This window comes from Mycobacterium sp. IDUB_9 (assembly GCF_055419505.1).
Window position 1 is genome coordinate 867,026 of sequence record NZ_JBVAXU010000002.1, and the last position, 13,917, is coordinate 880,942.

The 13,917-nt window shown below is 65.0% G+C and carries 12 protein-coding genes and 1 other RNA gene; 11 read left to right on the forward strand and 2 right to left on the reverse strand.

Going from position 1 to position 13,917, the window contains the following annotated elements:
- Positions 1–2 precede the first annotated feature (2 nt).
- The 11 genes from ACZY08_RS12805 to ACZY08_RS12855 all read left to right on the forward strand — a co-directional run bounded on the left by ACZY08_RS12805 (position 3) and on the right by ACZY08_RS12855 (position 11,895).
- A complete protein-coding gene (locus ACZY08_RS12805; RefSeq protein WP_463744496.1) occupies positions 3–980 on the forward strand; it encodes a mechanosensitive ion channel family protein in 978 nt (325 codons plus the stop codon).
- Positions 977–1,504: a hypothetical protein gene (locus ACZY08_RS12810; protein ID WP_463744495.1), complete on the forward strand. Its 528-nt coding sequence runs from the start codon at positions 977–979 to the stop codon at positions 1,502–1,504. Before ACZY08_RS12805 ends, ACZY08_RS12810 begins: the two co-directional genes overlap by 4 nt.
- 45 nt (positions 1,505–1,549) lie before the next feature.
- Entirely contained in the window at positions 1,550–2,239 is a 690-nt protein-coding gene (gene ftsE / locus ACZY08_RS12815) for a cell division ATP-binding protein FtsE (RefSeq protein ID WP_064896558.1), read from the forward strand.
- Positions 2,240–3,136, forward strand: coding sequence for a permease-like cell division protein FtsX (gene ftsX, locus ACZY08_RS12820; protein ID WP_166903838.1), 897 nt, complete (start codon positions 2,240–2,242; stop codon positions 3,134–3,136).
- A gap of 10 nt (positions 3,137–3,146) precedes the next feature.
- Positions 3,147–3,635 (forward strand): SsrA-binding protein SmpB, encoded by a 489-nt coding sequence (smpB, locus tag ACZY08_RS12825; protein ID WP_064929252.1) that lies wholly within the window; start codon positions 3,147–3,149, stop codon positions 3,633–3,635.
- Between the two features lie 115 nt (positions 3,636–3,750).
- Positions 3,751–4,119, forward strand: a transfer-messenger RNA (tmRNA) gene (ssrA, locus tag ACZY08_RS12830).
- Positions 4,120–4,208: 89 nt separating this feature from the next.
- Positions 4,209–4,970: an SDR family NAD(P)-dependent oxidoreductase gene (locus ACZY08_RS12835; protein ID WP_463744494.1), complete on the forward strand. Its 762-nt coding sequence runs from the start codon at positions 4,209–4,211 to the stop codon at positions 4,968–4,970.
- A gap of 156 nt (positions 4,971–5,126) precedes the next feature.
- Positions 5,127–6,101, forward strand: a complete 975-nt coding sequence (locus ACZY08_RS12840) for a cutinase family protein (RefSeq protein WP_463744493.1) — start codon at positions 5,127–5,129, stop codon at positions 6,099–6,101.
- Between the two features lie 118 nt (positions 6,102–6,219).
- Positions 6,220–6,954 (forward strand): YwaF family protein, encoded by a 735-nt coding sequence (locus ACZY08_RS12845; protein ID WP_463744492.1) that lies wholly within the window; start codon positions 6,220–6,222, stop codon positions 6,952–6,954.
- A 176-nt stretch (positions 6,955–7,130) separates the two neighbouring features.
- Positions 7,131–9,944: an MMPL/RND family transporter gene (locus tag ACZY08_RS12850; RefSeq protein WP_463745263.1), complete on the forward strand. Its 2,814-nt coding sequence runs from the start codon at positions 7,131–7,133 to the stop codon at positions 9,942–9,944.
- Positions 9,945–10,455: 511 nt separating this feature from the next.
- A complete protein-coding gene (locus ACZY08_RS12855) occupies positions 10,456–11,895 on the forward strand; it encodes a DUF4185 domain-containing protein (RefSeq protein ID WP_463744491.1) in 1,440 nt (479 codons plus the stop codon).
- On the opposite strand, the gene ACZY08_RS12860 is transcribed toward ACZY08_RS12855, so the two are convergent.
- Both ACZY08_RS12860 and ACZY08_RS12865 read right to left on the reverse strand, forming a co-directional pair.
- Positions 11,867–12,532, reverse strand: a complete 666-nt coding sequence (locus tag ACZY08_RS12860; RefSeq protein WP_463744490.1) for a TetR/AcrR family transcriptional regulator — start codon at positions 12,530–12,532, stop codon at positions 11,867–11,869. The two genes, ACZY08_RS12855 and ACZY08_RS12860, sit on opposite strands and share 29 nt — an antisense overlap.
- A complete protein-coding gene (locus ACZY08_RS12865) occupies positions 12,529–13,866 on the reverse strand; it encodes an aromatic ring-hydroxylating oxygenase subunit alpha (protein WP_463744489.1) in 1,338 nt (445 codons plus the stop codon). Before ACZY08_RS12865 ends, ACZY08_RS12860 begins: the two co-directional genes overlap by 4 nt.
- Between the last annotated feature and the right edge of the window lie 51 nt (positions 13,867–13,917).

Here is a 13,917-nt window from a genome sequence, read left to right on the forward strand (position 1 = left end):
CGATGACTGATACCGTGCTCGCCCTTCCCCTCGCCGACCGCTGGCACGATTTCTGGCACGGCGAGATCGGCGTGTGGATCCTGACCACCGGACTGCACATCGCCCTGCTGCTGATCGGCGGTCTGCTCGCCGCACGCTTCATCAACTGGGCCGCGCAACGCGTGGTGCGCCGAATCGACGCCGAATACCAGGAAAGCGACCAGCTGGTGCGGTCGGAGAGCGCCAAGCACCGCCAAGCCGTCGCCTCGGTGATCTCCTGGGTGTCGGTGGCGGTGCTGTTCATCATCGTGCTGGTCGAGGTCACCGATGCGCTTGCGGTGCCCATCGCATCCCTGGTCGCCCCGGCCGCCGTGCTCGGTGCCGCGCTCGGTTTCGGCGCCCAGCGCATCGTGCAGGACCTGCTGGCCGGCTTCTTCATCATCACCGAGAAGCAGTACGGCTTCGGTGATCTCGTCAGGCTGACGATCGCCGCGGCCAACGAAGCCGAGGGCACGGTCGAGGACGTCACGCTCCGGGTCACCAAGCTGCGGTCCTCCGAAGGCGAGATGTTCACCGTGCCCAACGGACAGATCGTCAAGTCGCTGAACCTGTCGAAGGACTGGGCGCGCGCGGTCGTCGACATCCCGGTACCGGTGAGTGCCGACCTCAACGTGGTCAACGATGTGCTCAACGATGTCGCCGAGAAGGCCGCCGAGGACGGGGAGCTGTCCAAGCTGCTGCTCGACAAGCCGCAGCTGATGGGCGTCGAAAGCATCGGAGTCGACACCGTCAACCTCCGGATGGTGGCACGCACCCTGCCGGGCAAACAGTTCGACGTGGGCCGGCGGTTGCGGGTGCGGGTGGTGCGGGCACTCCGGCGTGCCGGAGTGGTGACGTCTTCAGACGGGACGATCGCCGCGGCAGGCGACGTCATGCATCCGGACGCGGTCGCTGAGACGGTCGCGACACCGCCGGCGACGACTCAGGAGCCGAAGAAGTGAAACTCGACTTCTCGCGGGCGACCACCGCTGCCGAAAAACTCTGGCGCAGCCGTGTCGGCCGCCTCCGCACGTCGACAGTGGTGTTGGTCGTGGTGTTCATCGCGCTGTCGTGGGTGCAGCAGGAGTACCGGCCCAAGGAGACCACCCCGCCCTCGCCCGACACCCAGGTGGTTCCGCCCGGGTTCGTGCCCGATCCCGACTACACCTGGGTGCCGCGGACCAAGCTGCAGACGCCTCGCTCGACGACGCCGACGGAGACGCCGGAGACGACCGAGACCACCACCCCGGAGACGACGACGCCGACAGAGACCCCCGGGACGACCGAGACCACGATTCCCGGAATGCCGACGAGTCCCACAACCACGCCACTGCCCGGGGCGCCCCGGACGACGGTGTTCGATCCGGACGGTCCGGGACTGCTCCCGCCCATCACTTTGCCGGTGCTGCCGGGGCCGGCACCGAGCCCCACGGTCGAACAGCAGCAACCGGGCCAGGAGCCGATGGCTCCGACATTGCCGCGATAGCCTGACCTGCCGGATGATTCCGCCCCGCTACACTGGCGTGCCGTGATGATCACCCTCGACCACGTGACGAAGCACTACAAGTCTTCGGCGCGCCCAGCGCTCGACGATGTCTCGTTGAAAATCGACAAGGGTGAGTTCGTCTTCCTGATCGGCCCGTCGGGTTCGGGCAAGTCGACGTTCATGCGGCTGCTGCTGGCGGCCGAGACGCCCACCTCCGGTGACATCCGGGTGTCCAAGTTTCATGTCAACAAACTCGCCGGCCGGCATGTCCCGAGCCTGCGTCAGGTCATCGGCTGCGTGTTCCAGGACTTCCGGCTGTTGCAGCAGAAGACCGTGTTCGAGAACGTGGCGTTCGCGCTCGAGGTGATCGGCAAGCGCGGCGAGGTGATCAACCGGGTGGTTCCGGACGTGCTGGAGATGGTCGGCTTGTCCGGCAAGGCCAACCGGTTGCCGAGCGAGCTGTCCGGTGGCGAGCAGCAGCGTGTCGCCATCGCGCGGGCCTTCGTCAACCGTCCGCTGGTCCTGATCGCCGACGAGCCCACCGGAAACTTGGATCCGGAGACCAGCAAGGACATCATGGACCTGCTGGAACGGATCAACCGCACCGGAACCACGGTGCTGATGGCCACCCACGACCATCACATCGTCGACTCCATGCGCCAGCGGGTCGTCGAACTCGAACTCGGCCGGCTGATCCGTGATGAGCAGCGCGGCGTCTACGGAATGGATCGCTAAGTGCGCTTCGGTTTTCTTGTCAATGAAGTTCTGACCGGGCTTCGCCGCAACGTCACGATGACGGTGGCGATGATCCTGACCACCGCCATCTCCATCGGCCTGTTCGGTGGCGGTCTGCTGGTGGTGCGGCTGGCCGACCAGTCCCGTGACATCTACCTCGATCGCGTCGAAAGCCAGGTGTTCCTGACCGACGACATCTCGGCCAACGACCCCAACTGCGACGCCGATGCGTGCAAGGCGCTGTACCGCATGATCGACGACCGTGACGACGTGCGCTCGCTGAGCTTCCTCAATCGTGAGCAGGCCTACAACGACGCGATCAAGAAGTTCCCGCAGTACAAGGATGTCGCGGGCAAGGATGCGTTCCCGGCATCGTTCATCGTCAAGCTCAACGACCCCGAGCAGCATGACGCGTTCGACAAGGCGATGCAGGGGCAGCCCGGCGTGCTCAATGTGCTCAACCAGAAGGATTTGATCGATCGGTTGTTCGCCGTGCTCGACGGTCTCAGTAGCGTCGCCTTCGCGGTGGCGCTGGTGCAGGCGATCGGTGCGGTGTTGCTGATCGCCAACATGGTTCAGGTGGCTGCCTACACCCGGCGCAACGAGATCGGCATCATGCGCCTGGTCGGTGCGACCCGCTGGTACACACAGCTGCCGTTCCTGGTGGAAGCGATGATCGCCGCATTGATCGGTGTGGTGATCGCGATCGTCGGGCTGATCGTGGTGCGAGCGGTGTTCCTCGAGAAAGCGCTCGACCAGTTTTATCAGTCGAATTTGATTGCCAGGGTCGACTACGCTGACGTCCTCTACTTCAGCGCACCATGGATGCTGTTCCTCGGTCTGGCGATGTCCGGGGTTACCGCGTACGTGACACTGCGGCTCTACATCCGAAGGTAATCGTGAGCTAGTGGCGACCAAGAAATCCAGCCCCGCCGGCAATAAGCAGATTGTGGCCAGCAATCGCAAGGCGCGGCACAACTACATGATCCTCGACACCTATGAGGCCGGTATCGCGCTGATGGGTACCGAGGTCAAGAGCCTGCGCGAAGGCCAGGCGTCGCTGGCCGACGCGTTCGCCACCGTCGACGACGGTGAGATCTGGCTGCGCAACGTGCACATCGCGGAGTACCACCACGGCACGTGGACCAACCATGCCCCGCGACGCAACCGCAAGCTGCTGCTGCACCGTAGTCAGATCGACAACCTGATCGGCAAGATCCGTGACGGCAACCTGACGCTGGTGCCGCTGTCGATGTACTTCTCCGACGGCAAGGTCAAGGTCGAACTGGCGCTGGCCCGCGGTAAGCAGGCCCATGACAAACGTCAGGACCTGGCCAAACGGGATGCCGATCGGGAGATCACCCGTGAGCTGGGTCGCCGCGCCAAGGGCATGTAGTTCCGGTTCCTCTACCCCGCAAGCGACACGAAAATGCCTCGGAATAATGACTTGGCGTTCGCCGTTGGGTCTGACGTACCATTGACTGTCCTGCCGAGACTCGGCAGGGATGCGAGGGGCTGATCGGTTTCGACTTCGCGCATCGAATCAAGGGAAGCGTGCCGGTGCAGGCAAATGACCACCGTAAGCGTCGTTGCAACCAATTAAGCGCCGATTCCAATCAGCGCGACTACGCACTCGCTGCCTAAGCGACTGCGTGTCTGTCAGACCGGGAGCGCCCTCGGCCCGGACCCTGGCATCAGCTAGAGGGACCCACCCACGGGTTCGGTCGCGGGATCCGTGGGGACATCAAACAGCGACTGGGATCGTCATCTCGGCTTGTTCGCGTGACTGAGAGATCCGAGTAGAGGCACAGCGAACTGCGCACGGAGAAGCCTCGAGGAAGTGCCGTAGGACCCGGGTTCAATTCCCGGCAGCTCCACCGGTTGAGAACGGGCCAGGACGACAGTCCTGGCCCGTTCTCGTTTTCCATTAAGGACCGTCGTTGTCGATCAACAGTGCGACGATGGCGCCGTGAACCGCCTTCTCGGGAAGTCTGCTGTGATCACCGGGGCCGCCTTCGGCATCGGTCGGGCGACTGCCGAGCTCTTCACACGCGAGGGCGCGCGGCTCACCCTGACCGATATTCAGGGTGAGCCGCTGCTGGCGCTGGCCGACGAACTGCGGCGCGCCGGCGCCGAGGTCGAGACAGTCATCGGCGACGTCTCGGTAGAGAACGACGCCCGGCGGATGATCGCGGCGGCAGTCGACCGCTTCGGAGCTCTTGACGTGCTGGTGGCCAACGCCGGGGTCATCCCGCTCGGCGACGTGATGGAGGTGACTGCCGCCGGGTGGGACGAGGTGATGGCCATCGACGGGCGCGGCATGTTCCTCACGTGCAAGTTCGCGATCGAAGCGATGCTGCCAACCGGTGGTGGCGCCATCGTCTGCCTCTCCTCGATCTCCGGACTGGCCGGCCAGAAACGGCAGGCGGCCTATGGCCCCGCCAAGTTCATCGCCACCGGCTTGGCCAAGCATCTGGCGGTCGAGTGGGCCGACCAGGGAATCAGAGTCAACGCCGTTGCCCCCGGGACGATTCGGACCGACGCGGTCAAGCGGATTCCGCAACAGCCGGGCGGCTCGGAATACCTGGCCACGATCGAGCGGATGCATCCGATGGGCCGTCTCGGCGAACCGGCCGAAGTGGCCAGTGCCATCGTCTTCCTTGCCTCTGACGACGCCTCCTTCATCACCGGCGCAGTGCTGCCTGTCGACGGGGGATACCTCGCGCAGTAGCGTTCGCCTGGCGGACAACCTGGCAGGTCAGGGATTCAATCCCGGAACTTGATTTCTTTGCCGTCAATATTTCGGCGTACCGGGGTGACCGAGACGGCAGGCGTCCATGCAGGCCGAGGGGGCCTCGGCGGCCGCGGATACGGGTTAGATTGAGGAATGTTCTCTCGCCGCATACACAGCCCTGAGACGGGCAGTGCGCGGTCAGGTGGTCGCTGGGTCGGGCTTGGCGCTGCTGCACTTCTCGTCGCGGGCTTCCCGCTCGCTGCCCTGACCGCGCCGCCGATGGCATCGGCCGCCGACTGCGCCGATGTGGAGGTGGTCTTCGCGCGTGGCACGGATGAGCCGGCCGGTATGGGCCGGGTCGGCGATGCCCTCGTCGATGCGCTGCGCAAGCAGGCCACCGGCATGAACATCGACAGCTACGGGGTCAACTACAAGGCCAGCAAGCTGCAGCTGCACGGTGGTGACGGCGCCAAAGACGCCATTTCCCACATCAAGTCCACGCTGTCCTCATGCCCCGACACCAAGATCGTGCTGGGCGGCTACTCACAGGGCGCGAGTGTGATCAACATCGTGGCCGGCAACCCGCTGGGCAACATCACGTGGGGCGATTCGCTCCCGACTGAGTACGCGGACAACGTCGTGGCGATCACCACCTTCGGCGACGTCGGTACCCGAACCAAGCAATCGATAGCAACCCAGAGCGCACTGTACGGATCCAAGGCGATCGACCTGTGTAACCCCATGGATCCGATCTGCCACGAGGGTCAGGGCAACGAATGGAGTGGACACACCGACGGCTATGTCCCGGTGTACACCACCCAGGCCGCGGCATTTGTCGCGTCGAAGCTGCTCGCCGGGTCCGGTCAGTCGGTGCCCGGGTACGGCCCGGCGCTGCCGGACTACGGTCAGCTGCCTGAGTTCGGCCCGCTGCCGGGGTCCGGTTCGACGCCGGTGTACGGCCCGCTTCCGGGCTCCGGCCCGGACACGTCGCAGCACGGTCCGCAACCGGGGTACGGCCCGGCTCCGGGGTACAGCCCGGATGCTCCCGGGTACGGAACGCAGCCACCCGGGTCAGGTGCATCGACACCCGCGCCTGCCGCACCACCCGCCGGAATCGGGTGGGTCTAGGAAGTTCACGAGGCAGGGCCGCAGCGATGCGGCCCTTCTTCGTCTTTCAGCGCGGAGAGGCACACCGCCTGCGATCATGGGTGGTAGTTCCCTGCGATGAAACGGGGAGTTGATCCAGTTGTTCTCCGCACAACGTGAGTTCGAGGCGTATGGCCCGTCGCACTGGGTGGTGCTGGCGCTGTTCGTGACCGGCGCCGTGCTTCTGGTCGTGGTGGGCCGGCGGCAGAACGAATCGCAGTCCAGATTCCTGAGCCGTGCCCTGGCTGTTCTCCTCGTCGCGGTCTTCCTCGTGGCGTTGGCCTACAAGCTGGTCGAGCCGACGGTCGACAACTCGGTACCACTTCAGTTGTGCGATCTCGCGGAACTCGCGGCAGCGTATGCCTTGTGGTCGCAACGGCATTGGGCCTTCGTCCTCACCTATTACTGGGGCCTGGTCCTGAGCTCACAGGCGTTGATCACGCCGGACATCGGTACCGCAAAGGATGGTGCTCCGGACTTTCCCCACCATCTCTTCGTCACCTTTTTCACGCTTCACGTGCTTGTCGTGTCGGCGGCCGTCTATCTCACCTGGGGGAGAGGGATGCGTCCGCGGTGGCGTGACTACCGCTTCGCGGTCATCGCGACGCTCACGTGGGGGGTCGTCACGTTCACCTTCAACGTGATCACCGGTTCGAACTACGGCTACCTCAACCGGAAGCCGCCCACCGCGTCATTGCTGGACGTTCTGGGCCCGTGGCCGGTGTATCTGCTGGCCGAGGTCGTGGTCGTCCTCATCGTCTGGGCGCTGATGACCTGGCCGTGGGAGCGGATGCGCCATAGCTGTGAGCCAGCTGTCAGTGAACCGGCGAAGTGATTATTGACACTGACACTTTGACAGGCTAGGTATATTACGCGCGATTGCGAATGTGTATCGCTTGCGACCTGTCCCACCGGGCGACAGTGGCCTGATCGAAGGGGCGGGTTGTGCATACCAAGGCAACGGGCACGAGCGCGGGGCCCAAGGGGTCTGGCATCGCCCGGGTCATCCGCATGCTGGCGGTGCCCATCCTGCTCGGCTGGGTCGCCCTGACCATCGCGACGAACGTTTTCGTCCCACCGCTCGAGAAGGTCGGCGAAGAGAACACCGTCGGGCTGAGTGCCCAAGACGCGCCGGCGATGATCGCCATGCGCAAGATCGGCAGCGACTTCCAGGAGTTCGATTCCGACAGCAACGCCATGGTGGTGCTGGAAGGCGAGCAGCCCCTGGGCGACGACGCACACCACTACTACGACGGCATCGTCGACAAGTTCGAGGCGGACACCGCCCACGTCCAGCACGTGGCCGATTTCTGGGGCGACCCGCTGACGGCCTCGGGCGCGCAGAGCAACGACGGCAAGTCCGCCTACGTTCAGCTGTACCTTCGTGGCAACCAGGGCGAGACGCTGGCCAACGAATCAGTTGCCGCAGTCCGAGAGATCGTCAACCAGTCGTCGCCGCCGGCCGGGATCAAGGTGTACGTCACCGGCGGCGCGCCGCTGGTTTCCGATCAGCACCACGCCGGCGACAAGAGCGTCGCCCGGGTCACCGCCATCACGCTCGTGGTGATCGCGGCGATGTTGCTGATCGTCTACCGCTCGATTGCCACCATGATCCTGGTGCTGCTGATGGTGTTCATGGAGCTCGGCGCGGCCCGCGGCATCGTGGCGTTCCTGGCTCACACCGGGATCATCGGTTTGTCGACGTTCGCGGTCAACCTCCTGACATTGATGGTCATCGCCGCGGGAACCGACTACGCGATCTTCGCGATCGGTCGCTATCAAGAGGCGCGCGGCGCGGGTGAAGACCGGGAAACCGCGTATTACACGATGTTCCGCGGAACCTCTCACGTGGTCCTCGGGTCCGGTCTGACGATCGCCGGCGCGATGCTGTGCCTGAGCTTCACCCGCCTGCCGTACTTCCAGACCATGGGAGTGCCGTGCGCGGTGGGCACTTTCGTCGCCGTCGTCGCCGCGCTGACGATGGGCCCGGCGGTCATCGTGATCGGCAGTCGGTTCGGCCGTTTCGAGCCCAAGCGCAGTATCCGGTCGCGTGGCTGGCGTCGGGTCGGCGTCGCGGTGGTCCGGTGGCCCGGTCCGGTCCTGGCCGCGACGTTGGGCCTGGCCCTCATCGGCCTGCTCACACTGCCGGGTTACAAGACCAATTACGACGCCCGCAAATACCTGCCCTCCGACCTGCCTGCCAATGTCGGATATGCCGCCGCCGAAAGGCATTTCACCGCCGCGCGGATGAATCCGGAATTGCTGATGGTCGAGACCGACCGCGACCTGCGAAACCCTGCAGACTTCCTCGTCATCGACAAGATCGCCAAGGGGATCGTCCGCGTCCCCGGAATCTCCCGGGTACAGGCCATCACCCGGCCCAACGGCCGCCCGATCGAGCACACGTCCATCCCGTTCCTGCTCAGCCGGCAGGGCACGCTGAACACGATGAACCGCAAGTACAACCAGGACCGGATGGCTGACATGCTGGTTCAGGCCGACGAGATGCAGAAGACCATCGACACGATGGAGCGGATGTCGCAGCTGACCCAGCAGATGGCCGACATCACGCATTCGATGGTGGCGAAGACCAAGGTGATGACCCTCGATATCGCCGAATTGCGCGACAACATCGGTGATTTCGACGATTGGTTGCGCCCCTTGCGCAACTACTTCTACTGGGAGCCGCACTGTTTCGACATCCCGGTGTGCCAGTCGCTCCGGTCGATCTTCGACACTCTCGACGGGATCGACGCCCTCACCGACGACGTCCAGGAGTTGGTGCCCGAGCTCGAGCGCCTGGACACGCTGATGCCACAGCTGGCCGCGTTGATGCCACAGCAGATCGAGTCCATGAAGACCATGAAGACGATGATGCTGACGCAGCGCGCCACCCAGGCCGGTCAGCAGGATCAGATGGCCGCCATGCAGGAGAACTCGACGGCGATGGGCAAGGCCTTCGACGAGGCTCGCAATGACGATACGTTCTATCTCCCGCCGGAGGCCTTCGACAACAAGGACTTCAAGCGCGGCATGAAGAACTTCATCTCACCCGACGGAAAATCGGTGCGGTTCATCATCAGTCACGAGGGCGATCCTGCGACGCCGGAGGGCGTCAGCCATGTGGAGCCGATCAAGCTGGCGGCCAAGGAAGCGCTCAAGGGCACGCCGTTGGAAGGTTCCAAGATCTATCTGGCGGGTACCGCGGCCACCTACAAGGACATGAAGGACGGATCGTTCTACGACCTGATGATCGCCGGAATCGCCGCGGTGTCACTGATTTTCATCATCATGCTGCTGATCACCCGCAGCGCGGTGGCCGCAGCGGTGATCGTCGGCACGGTGCTCCTGTCCCTCGGCGCGTCATTCGGCCTGTCGGTGCTCGTCTGGCAGCATCTACTCGGGCTGGAACTGCACTGGATGGTGTTGGCGATGTCGGTCATCCTGCTGCTGGCGGTCGGGTCCGACTACAACCTTCTGCTGGTGTCCCGCTTCAAGGAAGAGCTGTCCGGTGGCCTGAAGACCGGCATCATCCGGGCCATGGCGGGGACCGGTTCCGTGGTGACTTCGGCCGGTCTCGTGTTCGCGTTCACCATGGCATCGTTCGCATTCAGCGATCTCAAGGTCATGGCACAGGTCGGCACCACCATCGCACTCGGCCTGCTGTTCGACACCCTGATCGTGCGGTCATTCATGACCCCGGCGATCGCGGCGCTGCTCGGCCGGTGGTTCTGGTGGCCCCAGGCCATCCAGTCGGCTGCCTCGAAGCGCCGCTTGGCCGCGCTGCGCGATCCGGACGCGCGGAGTGTCCCCGTCGCCCCGTAAACGAAACTGCCCACGTGTGAGCCGAAAACGCTCGCACGTGGGCAGCCTTGTCTGGCTACTTCTTGTTGCCCCCAGGCCGCGGAGGTGGCGGCGGCTTGGCCTTCGTGGTCGGCTCGAACTTGCCGCCCTTTTTCGGATCGAATGTTCCTGCCATGGCGATCCCTCTCGCTCGTTTCGATAGTTCCACCACCGCCCACCGTAGCGACGAACTCCCGACCGCGCAGCTAACCGCAACGAACAGGGAACGGGCCTTGAGACCATTATCGGCGGGCACGCCGGCGCTACGCCGGCCCGGATCCGGTCCCGAGCATTGATTTCCCGCACCGCCGGCTGAAACTCCGTGGTCAGGAGCGGCCACAACATGGGAAAGCAACACGCCGGGTCGGTTGCGACACGATCACGGGACGATACCTATCAGTGCATCACGGGTCACATCGGCACCATTGATCACTAACGTCACATGGGCCAACTGTGACGTCATGTCGACGTCCCTGCATTGGGAAGGTGTGACATGTCGCGACGTCCTCGGGGTGCTTCGACGATGGCAGCGGCGGCCGCAATCGGACTCGTCTTCGCCGTCGGCGTGGCGCCCTCGGCATCGGCCGAACCCTGCGAAGGTGCGGCCGCAGCGGCCCAGCCCCTCCCGAATCAGGCCTTCCAGATCCCCAAACCCTCACGGCTCGCGCCGCTGAACCGCCCGATCGGGCACATGCCCGCCGGCGCCAATGACCGGGCTCCACTGCCCAAGCTCGGGCAGTTGCCATTGGCCCTCCTCAAGGCGCTGATCCCGAACACCGGCCAGGTCAGGCAGAAGGCGGCGGTCGTCCCGACTCCCAATCCTGGTGGTGCCCAGCCTGTCCCGAATGCAGCGCAGCCTGCCCCGGCGCCGGCCGCAGCCCAACCCGCTCCGGCTCCCGCGGCGCAGCCGGCACCGGGGGCGCCTCCGGGAACGTCGATCGTCGGGTGGGTGACCGGACCCGACAGCCCCAACCAGACGATCAAACGATTCGCCATCACCGGCACCGACCTCGGAATCATGTGGGACAACGGGGATCCCGCGAACCGGCAGGTATTGATGGCCTTCGGTGACACCAACGGCTACTGCGGCATTCCCGGTAAGCAGTGGCGGTACAACGCGTTGTTCCGCAGCCAGGACGGATCACTGTCGAAGACCGTCGCCGTGCCGGACGGCGTGGTGGCCAACAAATACTCCGGTTCCCCGGTGTGGCGCCAAGGCATTTCGAAGCAGATCATCAACAGCATCGGCCGGGCCCCGGAGGAGACGGGCATCATTCCGACAGCGGGAGTCTCGGTCGGGCGCAACCAGTACCTCAACTTCATGTCGATCCGGAACTGGGACAGCCCCGGAGCGTGGTCGACCAACTTCTCGGCGATCGCGATGTCACCGGACAACGGTGAGAACTGGGGCGTGTACCCAGGGACCATCCGCCCGCCCGGCGGAGGTAACGAGAACTTCCAGATGGGCGCCTACCTCAAGCCGGGCCCCGGTGATCCGTACATCTACACGTTCGGGACACCGAACGGGCGAGGCGGGTCGGCGTACCTGGCGCGGGTGTCGCCTGGTCTCATTCCGGATCTCACGAAATACGAATACTGGAACGCGGACAACAACGCCTGGGTGCCGGCTAACCCGGCGGCGGCGACGCCGGTGATCCCGGGTCCCGTGAGTGAAATGTCCGCCCAGTACAACACCTACCTCAAGCAGTACCTCGTGCTGTACGGCAACGGGGCCAACGATGTCGTGATGCGCACCGCGCCCGCGCCGCAGGGCCCGTGGGGGCCCGAGCAGTTGATCGTGCCCTCGGGGCAGATCCCGGGCGGCATCTACGCGCCCTATCTGCATCCGTGGTCGACGGGCAAGGAGCTCTACTACAACCTGTCGCTGTGGTCGGCCTACAACGTCATGTTGATGAAGACCGTGCTGCCTTGATCCGGCCGCTGACCCGACCGTTGAGCTGACCCAGCGGCGCCAGCAGCGCGTCGAGACCGTACTCGAACACCGCGTCGTAATCGGTGGGGGACTGCAGGGCGGCGACGAGCGCCTGGTCGGGCCAGTCGGTGGCCCACAGGGACGGGTCTTCCTCCTGATGGCGGGGGCCGCGCACGGCCGAGAACAGCATCACCGACGAGGAGACCACGTGTACCTCCACCGCCCGCAGCACCAATGCGGCGCGGGCCCCGGTGACACCCGCCTCGGCCAGTTCGGCCGCCAGCCTCTGCTGGACCGGCAGGAACAACGTCGGGGTGCGATCCCGCTCGTGAGCGATCGCCAGCAGATGCTGGCGTCGGATCAGCAGGCTGCGCTGGTTGCGGGCAAGTGCGGCAATGCGATTCACCGGCGTGTCGCCCTCCATGGGCAATCCGGCCATCTCGGCGACCAGGCGGTCGACCAGGCTGTCGAAGAGCGCGTCACGGCCGCCGACGTGCCAGTAGATCGAGGTGACGGCCACGCCGATGCGCTCGGCGAGCCCCCGCATCGAGAACGCTTCCACCCCGTCGGATTCGATGAGGCAGGCCGCCGCATCGAGGATGACGTCGGCGTCGATGGCCTTCGGCTTCGGGCTCATCCGCCGGCTTCGGCTTCGGCGATGCATTCGGACTCGGGGAGTTCGAGGTAGCGCTCAAGGTTGCGGTGCATGTTGATGATTCTCCGCTCCTCGGCGGACAGGACCAGGTGGGTGAAGCCCGGCTGGTGCAAACCGCGCTGCAGGCCGGTGAGCACGGCGATGTCCTGACTCATCACCACGCCGGGATGGGCTTCCTCCGCACTGAGCCGGACATCCGTCGGCTTGACGCGTGGCGCCTGCGGCGGCATGCGGGTCATCAGGGTCATGACGAGCAGGCCACGGTCGGGATCAGACCCGGGCAATGACGTCATCACGGTCAGATGATCGGCGCTGGCCAGCAGGGTCAGATTGGGGAAGACGTTGTAGTGGTGCAGACACATCACCTGATCGGTGCTCGCCCAGCTGATGTCGACGCCGCGACCGGCCGCGAAATCCCTGATCTGCGTGGCGATCACGTCGGCCACCGACTGGCCGGGGGATTGCCGCTCACGGGGAAACGGCGTCCCCTCGGCCATGCCCATCAGCGGGCCCTGCGTGCACACGTACGCGTCCCATACCTCTTCGTCGCTCAATGACCCGGCGAGTCGTGGGCTCGGGACTCCGTACAGTGATTCGGATTTGCCTGTGTGGCCCCAGATCTGCTGCGGTGCGTAGACATCGTCCATGCACCGGTGGAGTTCGGGGTGCAGCGTCTGAACGTGGTAGGTCTCGCTGTAACCGTCGGCGATGGTCTTCCAGTTCGCCTCGACGTCGATGGTCATCGTGGCGTAGCAACGGAAGTCGCCGAGCCCACACCAGGCGATGTCGTCGGGGACCGCCTCCAGGTAGTCGGCCAGGGGTATCGCGCCTGGGTCGAGGTTGACGAAGACCAGCCGTTCCCAGGTGTCGACCTGCACCGGTGCCAGCGGAAACTCCGACATGTGCACCGTTCCGAACCCCTTGCGGTTCGGAATCCGTTTGAGCGTGCCGGCCAGATCCCACGTCCAGCCGTGATAGCCGCACTTCAGTTCCCGCAACGACGAACCGGCGCCGGTGCACAGCGCGTTGCCGCGATGACGGCAGGCATTCTGAAAAGCGCGCAACTCACCGTCATCTCCGTGGACGATCAGTACCGAATAAGGGCCGCAACGGTATTCGAAGTAGTCACCGGGGTCGGCCACATGATCGACCGTGCATGCGGCCTGCCACGCCCGTGGCCACATGCGTTCCACTTCGAGGCGGGCGAACGCCGGTGAGATGTAGCGGTCGGCGGGTACCAGGGTGGGCCGCGCCGGCGGGTCACCGATCGCGTCCGCCCGTCCCGTGTCGTCGGTGTGCGTGGAACTCAGGGTCATGGAGTGCCTCCCGCTGCGAAGATCGAAAACTTGGCACGGCAGTTCTGTAAC

Bases quoted from the DNA above. Each gene is read 5' to 3' on its own strand.
- ftsE (WP_064896558.1), top strand. From the start codon at position 1,550: ATGATCACCCTCGACCACGTGACGAAGCACTACAAGTCTTCGGCGCGC.
- ACZY08_RS12850 (WP_463745263.1), top strand. From the start codon at position 7,131: ATGCTGGCGGTGCCCATCCTGCTCGGCTGGGTCGCCCTGACCATCGCG.
- ACZY08_RS12860 (WP_463744490.1), bottom strand. From the start codon at position 12,532: ATGAGCCCGAAGCCGAAGGCCATCGACGCCGACGTCATCCTCGATGCG.
- ACZY08_RS12840 (WP_463744493.1), top strand. From the start codon at position 5,127: ATGTTCTCTCGCCGCATACACAGCCCTGAGACGGGCAGTGCGCGGTCA.
- ACZY08_RS12805 (WP_463744496.1), top strand. From the start codon at position 3: ATGACTGATACCGTGCTCGCCCTTCCCCTCGCCGACCGCTGGCACGAT.
- ACZY08_RS12865 (WP_463744489.1), bottom strand. From the start codon at position 13,866: ATGACCCTGAGTTCCACGCACACCGACGACACGGGACGGGCGGACGCG.
- ACZY08_RS12855 (WP_463744491.1), top strand. From the start codon at position 10,456: ATGTCGCGACGTCCTCGGGGTGCTTCGACGATGGCAGCGGCGGCCGCA.